The organism is Mesorhizobium sp. M4B.F.Ca.ET.058.02.1.1 (assembly GCF_003952505.1).
Classification (GTDB): domain Bacteria; phylum Pseudomonadota; class Alphaproteobacteria; order Rhizobiales; family Rhizobiaceae; genus Mesorhizobium.
Genome location: NZ_CP034450.1, coordinates 4,044,061 through 4,063,386 on the forward strand (window position 1 = coordinate 4,044,061; position 19,326 = coordinate 4,063,386).

21 protein-coding genes are annotated in these 19,326 nt (G+C 65.0%); 14 read left to right on the forward strand and 7 right to left on the reverse strand.

Going from position 1 to position 19,326, the window contains the following annotated elements; genetic code table 11:
- Positions 1-76 precede the first annotated feature (76 nt).
- Both EJ073_RS19805 and EJ073_RS19810 read left to right on the forward strand, forming a co-directional pair.
- Positions 77-1,003, forward strand: a complete 927-nt coding sequence (locus tag EJ073_RS19805; protein WP_126057249.1) for an ABC transporter ATP-binding protein — start codon at positions 77-79, stop codon at positions 1,001-1,003.
- Positions 1,000-1,761, forward strand: coding sequence for an ABC transporter permease (locus tag EJ073_RS19810; RefSeq protein WP_126057250.1), 762 nt, complete (start codon positions 1,000-1,002; stop codon positions 1,759-1,761). Before EJ073_RS19805 ends, EJ073_RS19810 begins: the two co-directional genes overlap by 4 nt.
- Positions 1,762-1,769: 8 nt before the next feature.
- Here the strand turns inward: EJ073_RS19810 and EJ073_RS19815 are convergent, their stop codons facing one another.
- Positions 1,770-2,807 (reverse strand): phosphatidylglycerol lysyltransferase domain-containing protein, encoded by a 1,038-nt coding sequence (locus tag EJ073_RS19815; protein WP_126057251.1) that lies wholly within the window; start codon positions 2,805-2,807, stop codon positions 1,770-1,772.
- Positions 2,808-3,071: 264 nt separating this feature from the next.
- Here EJ073_RS19815 and EJ073_RS19820 point away from each other — a divergent pair, with 264 nt between their 5' ends.
- The gene (locus EJ073_RS19820) at positions 3,072-3,563 is read left to right on the forward strand and encodes a MarR family transcriptional regulator (protein ID WP_126057252.1); all 492 of its coding nucleotides are present in this window, start codon (positions 3,072-3,074) and stop codon (positions 3,561-3,563) included.
- Positions 3,560-4,240 (forward strand): GNAT family N-acetyltransferase, encoded by a 681-nt coding sequence (locus EJ073_RS19825; RefSeq protein ID WP_126057253.1) that lies wholly within the window; start codon positions 3,560-3,562, stop codon positions 4,238-4,240. Before EJ073_RS19820 ends, EJ073_RS19825 begins: the two co-directional genes overlap by 4 nt.
- Before the next feature lie 127 nt (positions 4,241-4,367).
- On the opposite strand, the gene EJ073_RS19830 is transcribed toward EJ073_RS19825, so the two are convergent.
- Positions 4,368-4,592 (reverse strand): hypothetical protein, encoded by a 225-nt coding sequence (locus EJ073_RS19830; RefSeq protein WP_126057254.1) that lies wholly within the window; start codon positions 4,590-4,592, stop codon positions 4,368-4,370.
- A 145-nt stretch (positions 4,593-4,737) separates the two neighbouring features.
- Positions 4,738-6,741 (reverse strand): PhoX family phosphatase, encoded by a 2,004-nt coding sequence (locus tag EJ073_RS19835; RefSeq protein ID WP_126057255.1) that lies wholly within the window; start codon positions 6,739-6,741, stop codon positions 4,738-4,740.
- 346 nt (positions 6,742-7,087) lie between these two features.
- On the opposite strand from EJ073_RS19835, the gene EJ073_RS19840 reads away from it, so the two are divergent.
- The 4 genes from EJ073_RS19840 to EJ073_RS19855 all read left to right on the forward strand — a co-directional run bounded on the left by EJ073_RS19840 (position 7,088) and on the right by EJ073_RS19855 (position 10,338).
- A complete protein-coding gene (locus EJ073_RS19840) occupies positions 7,088-7,426 on the forward strand; it encodes a hypothetical protein (RefSeq protein WP_126057256.1) in 339 nt (112 codons plus the stop codon).
- 16 nt (positions 7,427-7,442) lie between these two features.
- Positions 7,443-8,144, forward strand: a complete 702-nt coding sequence (locus tag EJ073_RS19845) for a phosphatase PAP2 family protein (protein WP_126057257.1) — start codon at positions 7,443-7,445, stop codon at positions 8,142-8,144.
- Positions 8,145-8,235: 91 nt separating this feature from the next.
- Positions 8,236-8,505, forward strand: coding sequence for a helix-turn-helix transcriptional regulator (locus EJ073_RS19850; RefSeq protein ID WP_126057258.1), 270 nt, complete (start codon positions 8,236-8,238; stop codon positions 8,503-8,505).
- 129 nt (positions 8,506-8,634) lie between these two features.
- A complete protein-coding gene (locus EJ073_RS19855; protein WP_126057259.1) occupies positions 8,635-10,338 on the forward strand; it encodes a SulP family inorganic anion transporter in 1,704 nt (567 codons plus the stop codon).
- Between the two features lie 44 nt (positions 10,339-10,382).
- Here EJ073_RS19855 and EJ073_RS19860 read toward each other — a convergent pair whose 3' ends face one another.
- Positions 10,383-11,042 (reverse strand): ATP/GTP-binding protein, encoded by a 660-nt coding sequence (locus tag EJ073_RS19860; protein ID WP_245455295.1) that lies wholly within the window; start codon positions 11,040-11,042, stop codon positions 10,383-10,385.
- Between the two features lie 312 nt (positions 11,043-11,354).
- Here EJ073_RS19860 and EJ073_RS19865 point away from each other — a divergent pair, with 312 nt between their 5' ends.
- Complete coding sequence (locus EJ073_RS19865) at positions 11,355-12,152, forward strand: helix-turn-helix transcriptional regulator (RefSeq protein WP_126057260.1); 798 nt, start codon at positions 11,355-11,357, stop codon at positions 12,150-12,152.
- Between the two features lies 1 nt (position 12,153).
- Here EJ073_RS19865 and EJ073_RS19870 read toward each other — a convergent pair whose 3' ends face one another.
- The 3 genes from EJ073_RS19870 to EJ073_RS19880 are packed head-to-tail and all read right to left on the reverse strand — an operon-like array spanning position 12,154 to position 14,415.
- Positions 12,154-12,954, reverse strand: a complete 801-nt coding sequence (locus EJ073_RS19870) for a lipo-like protein (protein WP_126057261.1) — start codon at positions 12,952-12,954, stop codon at positions 12,154-12,156.
- A 49-nt stretch (positions 12,955-13,003) separates the two neighbouring features.
- Positions 13,004-13,945 (reverse strand): CHAD domain-containing protein, encoded by a 942-nt coding sequence (locus EJ073_RS19875; protein ID WP_126057262.1) that lies wholly within the window; start codon positions 13,943-13,945, stop codon positions 13,004-13,006.
- The gene (locus EJ073_RS19880; protein WP_126057263.1) at positions 13,942-14,415 is read right to left on the reverse strand and encodes a CYTH domain-containing protein; all 474 of its coding nucleotides are present in this window, start codon (positions 14,413-14,415) and stop codon (positions 13,942-13,944) included. The genes EJ073_RS19875 and EJ073_RS19880 overlap by 4 nt, the downstream gene beginning before the upstream one ends.
- A 91-nt stretch (positions 14,416-14,506) precedes the next feature.
- Between EJ073_RS19880 and EJ073_RS19885 the strand changes: the two genes are divergently transcribed.
- From EJ073_RS19885 to EJ073_RS19905, 5 genes are all read left to right on the forward strand, one after another.
- Positions 14,507-15,250, forward strand: a complete 744-nt coding sequence (locus EJ073_RS19885) for a DUF1956 domain-containing protein (protein ID WP_126057264.1) — start codon at positions 14,507-14,509, stop codon at positions 15,248-15,250.
- The gene (locus EJ073_RS19890; protein ID WP_126057265.1) at positions 15,247-16,200 is read left to right on the forward strand and encodes an HlyD family efflux transporter periplasmic adaptor subunit; all 954 of its coding nucleotides are present in this window, start codon (positions 15,247-15,249) and stop codon (positions 16,198-16,200) included. Before EJ073_RS19885 ends, EJ073_RS19890 begins: the two co-directional genes overlap by 4 nt.
- On the forward strand, positions 16,197-17,117 hold the full coding sequence (locus tag EJ073_RS19895; RefSeq protein WP_126057266.1) for an ABC transporter ATP-binding protein: 921 nt from the start codon (positions 16,197-16,199) through the stop codon (positions 17,115-17,117). Before EJ073_RS19890 ends, EJ073_RS19895 begins: the two co-directional genes overlap by 4 nt.
- Before the next feature lie 8 nt (positions 17,118-17,125).
- Entirely contained in the window at positions 17,126-18,262 is a 1,137-nt protein-coding gene (locus tag EJ073_RS19900) for an ABC transporter permease (protein WP_126059285.1), read from the forward strand.
- Positions 18,263-18,357: 95 nt separating this feature from the next.
- A complete protein-coding gene (locus EJ073_RS19905; RefSeq protein WP_126057267.1) occupies positions 18,358-19,323 on the forward strand; it encodes an MBL fold metallo-hydrolase in 966 nt (321 codons plus the stop codon).
- Positions 19,324-19,326: the final 3 nt, after the last annotated feature.

The window sequence follows — 19,326 nt, forward strand, 5'->3', positions numbered from 1 at the left end:
TTGACTTCCCGCCGCGGGCACCGACATTCAGCGCAATAAAAATCCACAACCGCCTTTCAAGCAGCCGTTTTCAGCCATGCCATCCATTATTTCGATTGCCGGGGTGACCAAGACCTACGCCACCGGTTTCAAGGCCTTGAAGGAAATCAACCTCGACATCGAGCGCGGCGAGATCTTCGCGCTGCTCGGGCCGAATGGTGCCGGCAAGACGACGCTGATCTCGATCGTCTGCGGCATCGTCAACCGCTCTTCCGGCACGGTCATGGTCGACGGCCACGACATTGCGCGCGACTACCGCGCCGCACGCAGCCTGATCGGGCTGGTGCCGCAGGAACTGACCATCGACGCCTTCGAGACCGTCTGGGCGACGGTCAACTACAGCCGCGGCCTGTTCGGCAGGCCGGCCAACCATGCCTTTGTCGAGAAGGTGCTGCGCGACCTTTCGCTGTGGGAGAAGAAGGACGCCAAGGCGATCACGCTGTCAGGCGGCATGAAGCGCCGGCTGATGATCGCCAAGGCGCTTTCACACGAGCCGCGCGTGCTGTTCCTCGACGAGCCAACGGCCGGCGTCGACGTCGAACTACGCCAGGACATGTGGGCGATGGTGCGCCGGCTGCGCGAGGACGGCGTGACCATCATCCTCACAACGCATTACATCGAGGAAGCCGAGGCGATGGCCGACCGCGTCGGCGTCATCAACCGCGGCGAGATCGTGCTGGTCGACGACAAGGCCGAGCTGATGCGCAAGCTCGGTCGCAAGCGGCTGCTGCTGGAGCTGCGCAGTCCGCTCGGCGCGATACCGGAGAGCTTCTCGCGCTACGCGCTGGAACTGTCGCCCGACGGCGGACAATTGACCTACACCTACGACAACCAGAGCGACCGGCCGGGCGTCGCCTCGCTGATCCGCGACATCGAGGCGGCCGGCATTCAGTTCCGCGACATCGAGACGGAGAACAGCTCGCTGGAGGAGATCTTCGTCAATCTGTTGAGGCAAGAGCCATGAACCTTCGTGCGGTATGGGCGATCTACCGGGTGGAGATGGCGCGCGCGCTGCGCACCGTGCTGCAGAGCATCATCTCGCCGGTGCTGTCGACCTCGCTCTATTTCGTCGTCTTCGGCTCAGCCATCGGCTCGCGCATCACCGAGATCGACGGCATCAGTTACGGCGCCTTCATCGTGCCGGGGCTGATCATGCTGTCGCTGCTGACGCAGTCGATCTCGAATGCCTCCTTCGCCATCTATTTCCCGAAATTCGTCGGCTCGATCTACGAGCTGCTTTCGGCGCCAGTGTCCTATCTGGAGATCGTCATCGCCTATGTCGGGGGTGCGGCGACCAAGTCGATCGTGCTCGGCCTGATCATCCTGGCCACCGCCTCGCTGTTCGTGCCGCTGCATATCGAGCACCCGTTCTGGATGCTCGCCTTCCTGGTGCTGACGGCGGTGACCTTCAGCCTGTTCGGCTTCATCATCGGCATCTGGGCGAAGAGCTTCGAGCAGCTGCAGCTTGTGCCGCTGCTGATCATCACGCCGCTGACCTTCCTCGGCGGCAGCTTCTATTCGATCAACATGCTGCCCGGCATCTGGCGCACGGTGACGCTGTTCAACCCGGTCGTCTATCTGATCAGCGGGTTCCGCTGGAGCTTCTACGGCAAGTCGGACGTCTCGGTCGGCATCAGCCTCGGCATGACCGTGGTGTTCCTGGGCGTCTGCATCGCGATCGTCGCCTGGATATTCAGGACCGGGTATCGATTGAGGAACTGACCGGCAGGTCAGATCGCCTTCACCAGCCGCAGCAGCCCCAGCATCTCGACAAGCGTCCCCCTGCGGAAGGCGACATAGGTCGGCTGTTCCTGGCCGTGGAAACGGCGCTTGAAGGCCGCCTGGCCCTGCAAATTGAACTTCGAGCGATTGATCCAGGCGGAGCCGTAGGCGCGCTGGAAGGTGCTGCGCCAGAAGCTCGATTCGGCAAAGCCGCTGGCCTCGATGTCGACCAGCGGCGACAGACCCAGCGTGACGACGGACTTGCCCTCCTCGCGAAAGCGGTCGACGGCGAATTTGGTCAGGCCGATCTCGGCATGCGGCGTGGCGTCGATATGCTTGCGCTTGAAGGCGGTGGTGTAGCCGATGACCTTGCCGTCGCGAAACAGCGGATCGAAATCGAGCAGGGCGACCAGCTCGCCCTCCGGCCCATGCAGCACGAAGCGGCGCATGTCGGCGCCGAGATGGTCGGCGAAGGGCCGGTTGAGGAAACCCATCTCCCAGCGCTTGACGATGCGCTCGCCGCGCCAGTTCTCCGACAGCCTGGCGATCTCGTCGAGGAAGATGTTGCGCCTGTCCTCCTCGAAGGAAAAACCCTTCTTCGACAGCCAGCGTTCGGAATAGCGCACCGTCTCGTTGCGCTTGCCGGAGAAATCGTGCGCGGGCAGGTGCAGCCTGGTGTCGATGCCGAGGCGATTGATGCGGTAGCCGAGACCGGCCAGCACCCGCGCGGTATCGGCGCCGATCTGCACGAACCAGGGATCGCCTGCGGCCTCGACGAAGCGCTTGATATAGGCCGGCCGCTCGGCCGGATGGACCACCGGATCGCCGAGCGCGAAATGGTGCTTCATCTTGGTGCCGAAGGCGATGTAGCCGTCGCCATCGCTGAAATAGGACAGTTTCTGCTGCACGGCCGTGGAATAGGCGAGCGAGAAATCGCCATGCCGGCGCACCAGCGCCAGGCGCTCGAGATGCGTCAGGTCGCGCCGCGGAACCTTGGGTGCTGCGCCTTCGAGAAACCTGTCAATGTGGATCCGCAGGGAGGGCATGAGGTTCCGCGTGCCGATAGATGGAGACCCGTCGACCCGCAGGGCCCGAATCAGTCGCCTTGGCACGGTCAATCATACCGCGCAGGCGCCATATAGGATGCAATCGGCACCGACAGAAGGGGAAATCTCGGCCAAAGGGTGGCGAGTGGGCAGCGCGCCATGCGCCCTAATCGGCCGGATCGGCTTGCATCCTGTGGTAGCAGGCTTTGACTTTTCATGTGATGTTATATATCATGTTATCGTTTTGACTGAACGAGCTGGATCATGGACGACATCATACGGTCGCTTGGCTTTCTGTGCCTGGGCAGCAGGTTCAAGCGCATCGGCGAGCAGTTGCAGGCGGATACGCAGCGCGTGCTCGACGAGCTGGAGGTCCGGGTCCAGTCGAGCCAGTATCCACTGCTCGCCGCGCTCGACAGGCTGGGGCCGCTGCCGGTCGGCGAGCTGGCGCAGTCGGTCGGGATCGCGCAGCCGGGCGTCACGCGCAGCGTGGCGCTGCTGGCCGAACTGGGACTGGTCGAGGTCAGCCCGTCGAACGACGACCAGCGGCGCCGAATCGTCTCCCTCAGCCGCAACGGCCGACGGCTGGTCGATGTGGCGAAGCGCGAAGTCTGGCCTCGCATCGAGGGCGCCGTCCAGGATCTGTGCGCCGATCTATCCGGGCCACTGCTCGAGCAACTGGCCGCCATCGAGGACGGCCTCGACGCAGCGCCGCTGCATCGTCGCATCAAGGAAGCCGAAGGCGCCGTGCCATGAAACACGTGCTCGACCGTCCCATCTGGAGCGCTCTCGCGACGCGGCATCAGGCCTTCGCGCAAGGCGACAACCTCGCCAGGCGATACATGCCGTCAATCGTTCCGTTCTCCGCGACGGCCGTGGACGACAAGGAAAGCCTTGAGGCGCTGGCCAAGCTTATTCCACCACGCGAAAGCTCCTTCGTGGTCCAGGCGGACGCAATCGTCCTGCCCGCGGCGCTCTGTGCGATTTCAACCGCGTCCCTGGTCCAGATGATTGCCGAGCATCCGGTGCAGGCCGTGTCGGACGAGCGCATCCGGCGGTTGACGCAGGACGATGCCGCCGAGATGCTCGCTCTGGCGGCGCTCACCAGGCCCGGCCCGTTCACGCTGGAGGCGTTGAGCCTCGGCGATTTCTGGGGGGTCAAGATCGACGGCAGGCTGGCGGCGATGGCCGGCGAGCGCATGAAGCAGCCGGGCTATACCGAGCTCAGCGGCGTGTGCTCGCATCCGGATTTCCGCGGCGGCGGCCTTGCCAGGCGGCTGTCCCTGTTCGTTGCAAACCGGATCATGACGCGGGGCGAAATCCCCTATCTCCACGCTTATGCCAGCAATGTCGCGGCCACGGGACTGTACGAGTCCATCGGCTTCCGGCTGAGAAGCATGATGAACATGGCCGTGGTTCAGCGCACCGGATAGGGCGCACCAGCGGCCGTTCTCGCGGACCTAGAGCGTTTCACGGAAACGGCAAACTGCTCCGTCTCTTTGTTTTTTGTTTTGAGGCAATTCCGGACGGAAAACCGCTCACACTTTTCCTGGAATTGCTCTAGGCCGACTTTGGCTCAAGCCGCCGGAAGCCGACGGCTTCCATCAGCATGTCCTCTTCGACCATGCCGGCATTGTGCAGGGCAAGCAGGTTCAGGGCGATTTCCCGGGCTTCGGTCGAATCGGGATGCGCCTGGCGCCGCCGGCAGGCCTCGTCAAAGACGCGCTGCAGCCTGGCGATATCGGCAGGCTTCAGCAGGCCACGGTCATAAACAGACTTTGGCATGGCAGTCTCCTGACAAGGACCTAGGGCGCCACGCATAAATTGCCAATCTTTCCCGAAGCTTGACTGGTTCGCGAAATGAAAAGGAGGGATCTCGGGGCGCCGAGATCCCTTCTTTGATCATGCAATGGGTCGAGATGACCGCAGGTCAGACGGCGATCTTGCCGCCGCCCTTTTTGGTGATGGCGACCACTGAAGGCCGCGTCGGCATGTCGGGCTTGAAGTCGGGCCAGCGGGTCGCCAGGTCCTCATAGTAGGAGGGGCGGCCGAAGGCTTCCCAATCCTCGCCGCCGTCGCCCGGATGCTGGACGGCGACGAAGGCGGTCTGATCGTCCGGCGCGAACAGCGGGCCGCACATCTCGGCGCCGATCGGCACGCGGAAGAACAGCTTTGAGGTCGCCCGCGCGGCGCCCTCGGTGTCGACCGCCCACAGGCCGTCAGTACGGCCGGTGGCCTTCGGGCCCTGGCCGTCGGTGGCGACCCACAAGCGGCCGGCCGAATCGACGGCGCAATTGTCCGGCATGCCGAACCAGCCATTGGCGGTGGTCGCGGTCGAGAAGGTGGCGCCGACGTCGGCCACCGAAGGATCGCCGCATTTCAGCATCACTTCCCACTTACCCTTGGCGGCAGTGAAGTCGCCGCCGTCCTCGACGATCTCGATGATATGCCCGAAGGCGTTCGCCGCGCGCGGATTGGCGGCGTCGACCTGTTCGGGCTTGCGCTTGGAATTGTTGGTCAGCATGACATAGACCTTGCCGTTGGCGCCGTTCGGCTGGATGTCCTCGGGACGGTCCATCTTGGTGGCGCCGAGCAGGTCGGCGGCGCGGCGCGTCTCGATCAGCACGTCGGCCTGGCCGGTAAAGCCATTCTCAGCGGTGAGCGGCCCCTGGCCGAACACGATCGGCATCCATTCGACGGTGCCATCCTCGGCGAATTTGGCGACATGCAGCGTGCCGTCGTCGAGCAGGTCCTTGTTGGCCGCGAGGTCGTTGGGATTGAATTTGCCCGTGGTGACAAATTTATAGACATAGTCGAAACGCTCGTCGTCGCCGAGATAGAAGACGACGCGGCCGTCCTTGGCGACGATCGATTCCGCGCCCTCATGCTTGAAGCGGCCCATGGCCGTGCGCTTGCGCGGCACCGAATTCGGATCATTGACGTCGACCTCGACGATCCAGCCGAAGCGGTTGGGCTCGTTCGGCTCCTTGGCAAGGTCGAAGCGGTCGTAATGCGCGCCCCATTCATAGGCGCCTTCCGGGATGCCGAGACGCTTGTAGTTGGCCGCTTCCTTGTGGCCTTCCGGCAGCTCGCCGGTGAAATAGCCATGGATGTTCTCCTCGGCCATGACATAGGTGCCCCATGGGGTGACGCCGCCGGCGCAATTGTTGAAGGTGCCGACGACCTTGGTGCCGGAAGGATCGGCGTTGGTCTTGAGGCGATCATGGCCGGCGGCCGGACCCGACAGCGCCATCTCGGTTTTGGAGGTGATCCGCCGGTTGAGCTTGCCGTCGCGCACCACCTGCCATTTGCCCCCGTCCTTGCGGATCTCGACGATGGTGCCGCCATGCGCCGCCATCTCGACATCGACCTGCTCCTTGCTGAGAGGCGCTGTCTCTGCGGCCTTCTTGCCGTCCTTGTCGACGATCTTGACGATGCCGGGGAACATCAGATGCGGGTTGGTGTATTCGTGGTTGACCACCAGCAGACCATGCTCGGCCGAGCCGTCGATCGGGATATAGCCGATATAGTCGTTGTTGTAGCCGAACTGTTTTGCCTGGGCCTCGGCCGACTGCTTTACCGGGTCGAATTCCGGCGAGTCGGCAAACAGCGGGTCGCCCCAGCGCAAGAGCACATCGGCGTCGTAACCCGGTGCGACATGGTGCTTGTCGTCGATGCCGGCCTCGAGCTCGTCGAACTTGAAAGCCGAGGCTTCTGCGGCGCGGGCATCGTCGGCGGCGACGAGCGCCAGCGGGCTGACCGTGGCGGCGATGGCCGAAACGGCCAGCGAGCCCTTCAGGAAGCCACGGCGCGAGAAACGCGCGGCGATGATCTCGCCCATGGTGCGGTTGTCGGTAGGATTGACGGCCGGACCGTCATTCTCCTCGAGCAGGCTGGTGCGGAAACCGGTGTCAGGGGAGCGGTGGTCGGTCATGAGCTTTCCTCTGGCTTCTTGGCTGGAGCATGTGAGCTTCCGACCCGTATAGCCGCAGGATCACATTTTCGTGACAGAAGTCGCGATTTCGGCAATCTATTTGCCGGCTCATGAGCGCGACCATGGATACGGCCGGCTTCGGCCGTCATTCGTCGCTCCCGCATGATCGTCAAAATATCGCGCCGGCCAGCACCAACCATGTTGCCAGGACGTATCTTGCGACATCCGGCTTCGATCATGTCTGAGCGGGACACCGGTCCGACGCGGTCTGCTTGACGGCCTCGCGCGCTTGGGAAACAAGGACTGCGGCACGCGCGGCGACGGCCGCTACAGGAGGGGATGAAAAGTGAGTTTCTGGGGACTGGTGCAGCTTGGTGTGTCGACCGTGATCTTCCTGCTCGCGGCGACCGCGGCCAAGCAATGGGGGCTGGCGCCAAGCCTCGGCAAGATCGTGCTGACGCTGGCGCTCTATTCGATCGGCAACCTGATCATGCTGAGGCTGATCCGTGAGTTCGGCATGTCGGTGTCGTTCAGCCTTTCGGCGGTGATCCAACTGGTGTCGGTGAACGTGGTTGCGCTTGCCTTTTTCGGCGAGAGGGTCAACGCGCTGCAGGCCACCGGCATCGTGCTGGCGATCGCCGCCGTGGCGCTGATCACCCTCGGGCCCTATATGCAGCGGCTGTAGTCGGACGGCCAAGCTGATGAGGTCCTTCGCAACCGCCCTGCTCAACAAGATCGAGTTCCCGGTTCTACTGGCCGGACTGGTGATCGCCGGCGGTCTGTGGGGCTTGGAGGAGCTGATGGAGGTGGCGCACGCGACCACGCCGCATGCTTTCGACACCGAGATCCTGCTCGCCTTTCGCCATCCGGGCCAGCCGGATAGTCCGATCGGCCCGGCCTGGCTGGAAGGGGCGGTGCGCGACATTACCAGCCTTGGCGGCACCAGCGTTTTGGTGCTGGTGACGACAGCGGTCATCATCTATCTACTGCTCATCCGCCGGCCGGCAACCGCGCTGCTGATGTTCGTGGCCGTGGCGGGCGGGCAAGTGCTGTCGAGCCTGCTCAAGTTCGAAGTCGACCGGCCACGACCGGATCTTGTTTCGCATCTCGTCAACGAGACCTCGCTGTCCTTTCCGAGTGGTCACGCCATGCTTTCGGCGGTGACCTACCTCACCCTAGGCAGCATGGCGGCCCGCTTCCTGCCGGGCCGCACGACGAAGATCTTTGTCCTCGGCCTTGCCATACTGACGACATTGCTGGTCGGCGCCAGCCGCGTCTATCTCGGCGTCCACTGGCCGTCCGACGTGCTCGCCGGCTGGTGTGCCGGTTTCGCCTGGGCCATGCTCTGCTGGCTGGTGGCGCGCTTCCTGCAGCGGCGCCATGCGGTGGCGGACAGTGAGTGACCCATGTTTCATCCATGCTAAATGATGCTTGAAACATCATGATCCTTATATTATCCATTGATACTGCAGACTCAGACAAGGGTTCTGGCCGATGATCACCGCCCAGCAGATGCGCGCCGCGAGGGCGCTGGCCGGCATCGATCAGAAGACGCTGGCCGAGCGCGCCGGGGTTTCGCTTCCGACCATCCAGCGCATGGAGGCGAGCGACGGTGTCGTCAGGGGCGTGGTCGACACGCTGATGAAGGTCATCCAGGCCCTCGACGGGTCCGGGGTGGAGCTGATCGGCGAGAACCAGGCCAGCGAGCGCGGCGGCAGGGGCGTGCGCCTCAAGCCGGCCGCACCGCAGAACCCGCAAGGCTGAGCCGGCACGTAAAGTGTTAGAGCATATCTTGTGCGTCCGATTTGGACGCGCGTCGCTCTAAAGTCGCGACGGCGACCGCCGACATCCCTGCCGACGATCCCGCCGCCTTTCAGGAGTGGAAGGCAGTCCATGGATCAAACCAGGCGGGCAACCCATCAACCGGCACGGCCGACATTTGCCGAACTGTTCACACCGAAGCTGGTGACGGTGCTGCGCGAGGGCTACACGCTGGCGCATTTCAGGGCCGACGCCGTTGCCGGGCTGACGGTCGCCATCGTGGCGCTGCCACTGTCGATGGCGATCGCGATCGCATCCGGCGTCACACCAGAGCGCGGCCTCTACACCTCGATCGTCGGCGGCTTCATCATTTCGGCGCTCGGCGGCAGCCGCTTCCAGATCGGCGGGCCGGCGGGCGCCTTCATCGTGCTGGTGGCGGCGACGGTGGCGCGTGTGGGCGTCGACGGTCTGCTGCTGGCGACGATTATGGCCGGCGTCTTCCTGCTCGCCATCGGCTACCTCAGGCTCGGCACCTATATCAAGTTCATCCCGTATCCGGTGACCGTCGGCTTCACCGCGGGGATTGCCGTCATCATCTTCTCCGGCCAGATCACCGAGCTGTTCGGGCTGAAGCTCGCCGGCAAGGAGCCGGGGCCGCTGGTGCCGAAGCTGATGGCGCTCAGCGAGGCGGCCGGCACGATCAACCCGGCCGCGACCTTCGTGGCGGTGCTTACCATCGCGACCATCGTCCTCCTCAAGCGCTGGCGGCCGAAATGGCCGGCGATGCTGGTCGCCATCGGGCTGGCCTCACTCGTCGTGGCGCTGTTTTCACTGCCGGCCGAAACGATCGGCACGCGCTTTGGCGGCATCCCGCGAAGCCTGCAATGGCCGGCCCTGCCGCCGCTCAGTCTCGACAGGATGGTCGACGTGCTGCCGGACGCGATCGCCTTTGCCCTGCTCGGCGCGATCGAATCGCTGCTGTCTGCCGTGGTCGCCGACGGCATGACCGGCCGCCGCCACCGCTCCAACTGCGAATTGGTGGCGCAAGGTTTCGCCAACATCGCGTCGGCCCTGTTCGGCGGAATCTGCGCCACCGGCACGATCGCCCGCACCGCCACCAACGTGCGGGCCGGCGCGCACGGTCCGGTCTCGGGCATGTTGCATTCGGCGATGCTCTTGGCGTTGATGCTGGTGGCGGCCCCGCTCGCCAGCTACATCCCGCTCGCCGCCCTTGCCGGCGTGCTGGCGGTGGTGTGCTGGAACATGTTCGAGAAACAGGCCTTCGCCACGCTGCTCAGAAGCTCGTCAGGCGATGCGCTGGTGCTGATGGCGACGTTCCTGATCGTCATCTTCCGCGACCTCACCGAAGGCATCGTCGTCGGCTTCGCGCTGGGCTCGATCCTGTTCATCGATCGCATGGCCAAATCGATCGCCGTCGAGGCCGACCAGCCGCTGGTGCCGGAGGACGTCGCCGACCGCGCCACCGCCTATGATTCCAGCGAGGCGAGCGATGCCGACACTGTCGTCTACCGCATTTCGGGCGCCTTCTTCTTCGGCGCCGCTTCGACCGTCGGCGCCGTGCTCGACCGCATCGCCGACCAGAGGAAGAACTTCATCCTCGACTGTTCGGCGGTGCCGTTCTTCGATTCCACCGCGGCCAACGTCATCGAGGGCGCGGCGCACAAGGCCAAGCGCGCCGGCGTGCGCTTTATCATCGCCGGCGCTGCGCCGCAGACGCGGCGCATGCTGATCAACCACGGCGTCAAGCGGCCGCTGGTCACCTACGCCGCCTCGATCCGCGATGCGCAGGCGCAGCTCAAGGCGCCCGCCGCCTGATCGCTGAGCGGGCGGCCTCAACTCGAGCCGACCGCCCGACGGCTTCAATCGAGGCTGAGCGCGGCGACCTCGCCCTCGTTCATCAGCGGCACGAAGATGGTTTTGCCATCGGCGCCGATGTCGGCGCTGCCCGGCTTGAAGGTGGCGACCACCTCAGGCTTGCCACCGCCGTGATAGCGGTAGAGCGTGCCGGTCATGTAGGCGGTGGCGTAGATGCTGTCGCCGATGGCGACGACGCCGTCGAGGTCGGCGAACTTTTCCGCGCCGGGTAATTGCGAAACCGTCCTGGTGGCGAGGTCGACCGCAAGCAGGCCGCCGGGCTCGGCGGTGCTGAAGTCAGGCTTGATGCCCTTGCCCCAGGACGCGACGATCAGCCTGCCGCCGTCGGCGAAGACGCCGTTGGGCGAGGCAAGCGCGGCGTTCTTGACGAACAGTTTCGGTGTGTCGCTGTCGATGCGGTAAATCGCGTCGGCCAGCATGTCGCTGACATAGACCTTGCCCGCGCTGTCGGCCGTCATGTCGTTGAGGAAGACGGCGTCCGGCACGTCGATGCTTGTGAGCAGCTTGCCGCTGGAGAGATCGACGACGCGGACCCTGGTGATGTCGGCGACATAGAGCTTGCCGCCGGAAATCGCCATGCCCTTGGGCGCGTCCATGCCGTCGGTCCAATGCCGCGTGACGACCTTGCCGTCGAGCGATAGCACCGAAAGGTAGCCATTGCCGTCGGCCGCGCCGGGATTGCCGACGATGTTGGAGACGATGATGCGCTTGTTGACGGCATCGAAGAGCGCCTATTCCGGCTGCTCGAAGCCGGTGGCGCGCCAGATTTCGCCGGCCTCGGCGACTGAAGTCAGCGCAATGCCGGCGATCGCGAAGATGGTCGAAGCGATGAGGGTCTTCATGGCCTGGTCTCCTGTGATGACGGCGGAGAGCTAGGGTTTTTGATACTTTTCCGGAATGCCTCTTCCAGCTAGTATCACAAATCGATACGAATTCGCGCTGGCGAGGTGCATTCCATGAACGGTCCGATCTTCGAGGCGCTGAAACGCACGCTGAGGGCGAAGGGCCTGACCTATCGCATGCTGGCCGAGCGCATGGGTGTTTCCGAGCCGACGGTGAAGCGTGTCTTCCATGAGAAGAACTGCAAGCTCGACCGCCTGGTCGAGATCTGCGCCGCCGCCGAGGTCGAGCTGGAGAACGTGCTGGGATCGATGAACAGGGGGCCGGGACCCGCCAACCATGTCGCGCCGGAGATCGAGCGCAAACTTTCTGCACGGCCGGCGCTGCTGTTCGTCTTCATCATGCTCTCGGAGAAGTTCACACCCCAGGGCATCATGCGTTCTCAAGGGTTGAGCGAGGCCTCTATGTTCCTCTATCTGCGCGACCTGGAAGAGCTCGGCCTTGTCGAGATCGGGCGCGGGCTTTCGGCGCGGCTGCTGGTCGAGACGCCGATCCAGTGGAATTTCGACGGGCCGCTGAGGCCGCTATTCGAGACGACCAACAAGAATTTCATCGGCTGGGCGATCACCCATCTGGAGCGCGAGGCGAGTTTCGTCAGCTTCTCGCGGCGGATGCGACCTGAGACGGCGGAGATGGTGCGGCGCGAGGCGGAAGAGCTGGCGGAGCGCGCAAAACTGCTTGCCCATCACGACCAGCACACGACACCGGAGGAACAGCTCATCGGCTACAAATGGACGTTCGCCTTCGGGGCGACGCCGTTTCCGGCGATCATGCCGATCGGGCCGCATGCACGCGATGGCGGCGCGAGGCCGAGCGGCCGGCCCGTTGCCGGCAAACCACGCCAGCCCGCCTAATTTATTCCGCGGCCTTGGCCTCGGCCGCCTTGTCGTCCCAGGTCACCGCCCGGTAGTCGAAGCCATATTCCAGCGTCGGCTTGACGATGCGGAAGAAGGGCGACAGGTCGAAATCGCGCGGCGTGTAGAGCGAGTGGTGGCGGATGTGCAAGATCTCGCGGCGCATGTAGCTCGATTGCGCCGAGGCGCGGCCGGGCGCGCGGGTGATCTCGGGCAGGATCGGATAGCGTATCTGGCCATAGGCCTCGGCGATCAGCGTCGAGCAGATCGCCCGCGTCGGATCGCCGGACCCGAACGCCAGCATGCGGCGGCGCCAGCGCACCGGCACCGGCGGCGTTGGAAAGAAAAATCGCAGCATATCGAAGATATTCTTGAGATCGTATTTCAGGCCGAGCTTGCCGATCATGAAGGCCACGACATGGTCGCGGTCTTCGGGCGTCAGGCCGCTCGCCCGGCAGATGCGGGTGTTGTAGGTGCGGTAGCGCGACAGCGGCACGGCGACACAACCCTCGCCGAGCGTGACCTCGATCAGGCGCGGCCGCTCCGAACCGTCTTCAGGCGCGGGCAAGGCATCGCCGACATAGAAGGCAGCATGCGACCATGTCGACTGGGTCAGGTATTTAATGACCGCCGAGATCTTCTGGTTGCCCTCAATGAGCAGGATGTCGCCCGGTTCCAGCGCGCGGCGCAGCGTTTCGGCATCGGACGGTGTGTAGGGCTCATAGCCCGAGGACTCATCCTGCAGCCGGCTGGCAAGCCAGCGGCCAAGGCGGTCGAGAAGGGTTTCGGCCGGCGCGGTCATGGTAGAGCGTGATTAGCATGGGCCGGCGGGGGGACGCCAGCAGCGCCCGTTAGCCGGCGGCGGCCGCCAGATCTTCCTGGGCTGCTCCGGCGAGGTCATCGCGGGCCTTGCGGGCAAGTTTCCTGGTCGACCGTTTGGGGCTGTCGCCGAACAGTTCGGCCGCCTCGGCGAGGCTTGACTTGCGCAGGCTCTTTTCCGAGCGCTTCAGGAGCTTGCCGAGAAGCTTTGTATCCTCTGGCGGTCCGAGCGGCTCGGCTTCGGCATCGAGCAGGGCGCGCATGACGAAGACATCGTGGAGTTCGCCCAGCCGTTCACCCAGAGCATCGACCGCCTTGCGGCGGGCCTTGATCGGTGTCGGCCACAGCCGGCCGAGCAGCGACAGGTGCATGCTGTGGGTCTTGGCCGCCTTGCGCAGGTCGTGGAAATCATCCGCCTCGCCGCGGGACCCAGCCTTGTCCAGCGCTTTGCGCGCCCGCCGCAAGGTGGCGCGGGCGCCCTCGGCGAGAATGTCGGCCGCCTGCTCGGGCTGGTCGGGCAGGGAGAGCCTGTCGATATGGCCGAGGCCCTCCCGGCAAGCGGCAGCCGCGGCACTGATCGCGGCATCGAGACCTGCGCCGGCATGCAACTCATGCTGGCGCATAACCAGCCGGTCGCGGACGGCATCGAGGCCGCCGCCGGCGCTCTGCTCCGGGAAGCTTGCTGCCAGGCGGTCGATGGTTTCGATCAGGGCGGTCGCCTCGCGCGGCCCGGCAAGCAGCGCCGATACCTGCTTGTAGCACTCGTTTTCGGTCTGGCAGAACGGTTCGTCACCGGAACGAACCAGGCGCAGCAATGCACGCACGCTCTTCAACCGCTTGCGGCATTTATGCAGCCCCTGCTCGGGCTTCTCACGCGCCATCTCGAGATGGGCGAGCGCCTTGCCGACCTCGTCAGTCAGGATGCGCCTGACCTCGCCGGTCAGCGGCAGGTGCGGATCGATGCGAAAACTCATGCGGCGATCTCCGGAATCCCCCCAAGGGCGAGCGACGCGTTGTAGAACCTCGACTCGCCTGTGATTTCACGGCCGAGCCAATCAGGCAGCATTTCGTCCGGCACGTCTTCCGGCGTCTCGAGCTCGGCGACCACCAGCCCCGCCAGCATCCCGCCGAAGACATCGACTTCGTAGAGATAGCCGCGGTGCCTAACATGGTGACGTGTCTTCTCGATGACACGTCCGATGGCGAAGGCCTGCATTTCTTCAGCCTCCGCAAGTGGGATCGGATATTCGAACTCGTCGCGCTCGCGCGCTTTGCTGCCGAATTTGAGCGTCAGTTCCGCTGAGGTGTCGTCGCTGATGCGCACGCGGACCGTGCGGCCGGGGGCGGCGGCAAGGTAAAATTGCCGGATGCGGATATCCGCCTCGGCCAGGTCACGCCAGGCGGCGCTGGAGACCAGGAATTTGCGTTCGACTTCCTTGCCCATGGCCGCGCACTAAAGCGCGCGCGGACGGACATGGCAAGCCGAAGCTGAGAATCGGATTGACTTTAATCAATCGATTGATTAAACGAATACCGTGAGCAAGAAAACGAGCGTCAAACCTCCCCATCGCGAAGCTTCTCCCGCCGAGCAGACGCGCGCCGCACTTGTGCACGCGGCGCTGAAGCTGTTCGGCCGGCAAGGCTTCGACGGCACCTCGACGCGCGAGATCGCGGCGGAGGCCAAGGCCAATATCGGCTCCATCGCCTATCATTTCGGCGGCAAGGAAGGCCTGCGCGCCGCCGCCGCCGACTACATCGTCGACACCATCCAGACGATTGCCGGGCAAGCACTTGGAAACCAGGCCGTCAGCGCCGCGCCAGCGCCGGCGGACGCGGAAGCGGCACGGGCGCAGCTTTTCACGGCGCTGGAGCGGATGGTGGCCTTCATCGTTGCGAGCCCGCAGGCAGGCGAGATCGTACAATTCGTACTTAGAGAGCTTTCCCACCCGACCGCCGCGCTCGACCGCATCTATGCCGGCGTGTTCGAGCCGACGCATCGCAGGCTTTGCATGATCTGGGAGCAGGCCACGGGCGAACCGGCCGAGAGCGAGCGCACCCGGCTCACCGTCTTCACGCTGATCGGCCAGGTGATCTATTTCCGCATCGGCCGCGAGGCGGTGATGCGCCGGATGGGCTGGCGCGAGATCGGCGAGGCCGAGGCGGCCAAGGTGGTGGCGATCGCCTCGGACAATCTCAGCGCAATGCTTGCCGCCCGCAATCTGGCTGCCCGCAATCCGGCCGCTGGCACCGTGGCCGCCCGCAAGGAGGGCAAATCATGAGCTTTCTCTGTTCGCTGCCGCTAGCCGCCCAGCTGTTCGGCGCCTGCGCGCCGGCTGCACCGCTGGCCGTAGGCTATGTCGAGGGCGACTATGTGTTGCTGGCACCGATCGAGGTCGCGCAGGTGGAGACCGTCGCGGTCAAGCGCGGCGACCGCGTCGCGCCGGGCGCGACGGTGGTGACGCTGGAGAGCGCCGACGCCAAGATCACCGTGGCTCAGGCTGAGGCAGCGCTGGCGCAGGCGCAGGCGCAGCTCGCCGACCTGCAAGTGGGCAAGCGTCCGGAAGAAATCGCCGTGCTGAAGGCACAAGTCGACATGGCCAGGGCTCAGGCCGCCGACGCCAAGCGCCGCTATGACCGCGCCAGCGACCTTTACAAGCGCGGCACCGGCACGCAGGCAGATTACGATACGGCGTCGGCCGCGCTGGAGACGGCCAACGCGCAGGTCGGCCAGGCCGAAGCCAACCTCGCTGTCGGCGGTCTGCCGGCACGCCCGGAAACGATCAAGGCCGCCGACAACCAGGTCAAGCAGGCGCAATCGGCCCTGGGACAGGCTCAGTGGCGGCTGTCCAAGCGCGTGCTGACGGCGCCTTCGCCCGGTCGCGTCAACGACGTGATCCGCAATCCGGGCGACACCGCCGGCCCGACGGCGCCTGTCATCTCGATACTGCCGGACGGCGCCGTGAAGGTCAGCGTCTATGTACCGGAAAGCGCCTTCTCCTCGGTCAAGGTCGGTGCGCTGCTCAGCGTCCATTGCGACGGCTGCGGGCCTGATCTGAGGGCGCGCGTCAGCTATGTGTCGCCGGATCCGGAGTTTACGCCGCCGGTGATCTATTCGCTGGAGAACCGGCAGAAGCTGGTGTTTCTGGTCGAGGCGCGGCCGGAGGGCGATGCCGGCCCGCTGCAGCCCGGGCAGATCGTCGACGTCGACCTGGCGGATGCCGGAAAATGAACGCCATCGACGTCCATGGCCTGGTCAAGCGCTTCGGCAACAAGACCGTCGTCGACCACGTGACGATGACGGTGGCCGAGGGTGAGATCGTCGGCTTCCTGGGGCCGAACGGCTCGGGCAAGACGACGACCATCCGCATCATGTGCGGACTGCTCACGCCGGACGAGGGCGAAGGCACGGTGCTCGGCCTCGACATCCGCACCGATGCGCTCAGGATCAAGCGCGAAGTCGGCTACATGACGCAGAAATTCTCGTTCTACGAGGATCTGACGATCGGCGAGAACCTCGAATTCGTGGCCCGGCTCTACCAGCTGAGACCGGTCGAGGAGCATGTGGCGCGGACGCTGGAGGAGCTTGGCCTGACGACACGCCGGAACCAGCTCGCCGGCACGCTGTCGGGCGGCTGGAAGCAGCGGCTGGCGCTCGCCGCCTGCATCATGCACAAGCCGAGGCTGCTTCTGCTCGACGAGCCGACGGCGGGCGTCGATCCCAAGGCAAGGCGAGAATTCTGGGACGAGATCCACCGGCTGGCGAGCGGCGGCCTGACCGTGCTGGTCTCCACCCATTATATGGACGAGGCCGAGCGCTGCCACCGCATCAGCTACATCTCCTACGGCAAGATGCTGGCCACCGGCACTGTGGAAGAGGTGGTGAAGAATGCCGGGCTCACCACCTTCGTGGTGCAGGGTCCGCGTCTCGACCAGGTCGCGGAGGCGCTGCAGGGCCGCGCCGGCGTCGACCAGGTGGCGCCGTTCGGCGCGACGCTGCATGTCGTCGGCTCCGACAAACAGGCGCTCAAGGCGGCGCTCGCCGATGTCGAAAAGCAGCACAAGGGCGTGACGGTGACGCCGGGCGAAACCAGCCTCGAGGACGTCTTCATCCAGTTCATGGCCGGCTCGAAGGACAATATGGGATGAAAAACAGGATGAGCGCCCTGTTCTCCTTCGCCAGGCTCGGCGCGCTGCTGATCAAGGAGTTCATCCAGATGCGGCGCGACCGCATCACCTTCGCCATGATGCTGGGCGTACCGCTGATGCAGCTGGTGCTGTTCGGCTATGCCATCAACAACGATCCGAAGAGCCTGCCGGCGGCGCTGGTGGCGACGAGCAGCGATCCCTATACGCGGGCCATGGTCTCGGCGCTGCAGACCACCGGCTATTACCGCTTCGACCATGTCGCGCAAAGTGCCGCCGAGGCCGAGTTCCTGATGTCGCGCGGCGACGTCGCCTTTGTCGTCACCATTCCCGCCGATTTCGCCCGCCGCGTCGAGCGCGGTGACAGTCCGCAGATCCTGATCGAGGCCGACGCCACCGACCCGGCCGTGGCGAGCGGCGCCATCTCGACGCTGGGCACGGTCGCCAACCAGGCGCTGCTTCGGGCGCGCGGCATGCAGGAGGCGGCGGCGGAAACCGCCAAGGGCCAGCTCGAAGTGGTGGTGCACCGGCGCTACAATCCCGAAGGCATCTCGCAATACAACATCGTGCCCGGCCTGCTCGGCGTCATCCTGCAGATGACGATGGTGATGATGACCTCGATCGCGCTGACGCGCGAGACCGAGCGCGGCACGATGGAGAACCTGCTCGCCATGCCCTCCAGCCCGCTCGAGATCATGATGGGCAAGGTGCTGCCCTATCTGGTGGTCGGCGCCGTGCAGGTGGTGGTGGTGCTGGCGGCGGCGAAGCTTCTGTTTTCCATCCCGTTCACCGGCTCGATCTCGCTGCTGTTGACCGCCGTGCTGATCTTCGTGCTGGCGCTGGTGCTGCTCGGCTACACCATCTCGACGATCGCACGCACGCAGATGCAGGCGCTGCAGCTGACCTTCTTCTTCTTCCTGCCCTCGATCATGCTGTCGGGCTTCATGTTCCCCTATCGCGGCATGCCGGGCTGGGCGCAGCTGTTCGGCGAGATCCTGCCGCTGACGCATTTCCTGCGCATCATCCGCGCGGTGATGCTAAAGGGCGCCGAGCTGCCGGCGGTGGCGACCGAGATCGGCTGGCTGGTGCTGTTCGTGGCGGTGTTTGCCGGCGTGGCGCTGGTGCGGTTCAGGCGGACGCTGGACTAGGTCCAGCAAGGCATGGGCTCCGCACGCTTGTCGCGGCTGTGCCGGACGCTCGAATGCGATAGAGTGGTGGTTCCTGTATCATCAGAGCTGGTCCGATGAGGGTCGTCGATACGGCAGAGGTCATCTTTCTCGTCGACAACGCGACGGACAGCCTGTCGTCGAGCCCCGGCTTCGTCGAGACCGAGTTCGCCCGCCTTCGCCGTCGCGGGATGCCATGGCTGTCGGGCAAATGCCTGTGCTGCGCCGCGCATGGGCTTTCCTGCCTGATCACCGTCCGGACGGCATCGGCCAGCCGCACGCTGCTGTTCGACACCGGGCCCGAGGAATGGGTGTTCGAGCGCAACGCGGTCAGGCTCGGCGTCGATCTCGGGGAGGTTGGGGCGGTAATGCTGTCGCATGGGCACTGGGACCACGCCGGCGCAATGCCGCGCGCCCTGCAGATGATCACGATGGCCAATGGCGGGCGGCCCGTCCCGACCTACATGCATCCCGACATGTTCGCCTTGCGGGCGACCAAATCCGCCGATGGGCAGTTTCGGCCGATGGAACTGGTGCCGAGCGTGGAGGTCCTGTCCGGGAGCGGCGCCGATGTCATCGTTACCCGCGACGAGCAGTTGCTTCTTGACGAGACGTTCTATGTCAGCGGCGAAATCCCGCGCGTGACCCGGTTCGAACGCGGCTTTCCCGGCCAGTATCGCCAGACCGCCGCAGGCGGCTGGGAACTGGACGAAGTGATGCCGGACGAGCGCTACGTTGCAATCAACGTGGCCGGCAAGGGGCAAATCGTCTTCACCGCCTGCTCGCACGCCGGCCTGATCAACGTCCTGACCCACGCCAAGGCACGGTTTCCGGAAATTCCGCTCTACGGCGCGTTCGGCGGCTTCCACCTCTCGGGGGTGACCGAGCCGATCATCCCCGAGACGGTCGAAGCACTGGCCGAGTTTGACCTGCAGCTGATATCGCCCGGGCATTGCACGGGCTGGCGCGCCGTGAGCGCGCTTGCGGCCGCCTATGGCGAGACGGTCGCTCCATCCGTGGTCGGCAAGACGTTTTCGCTTTGACGG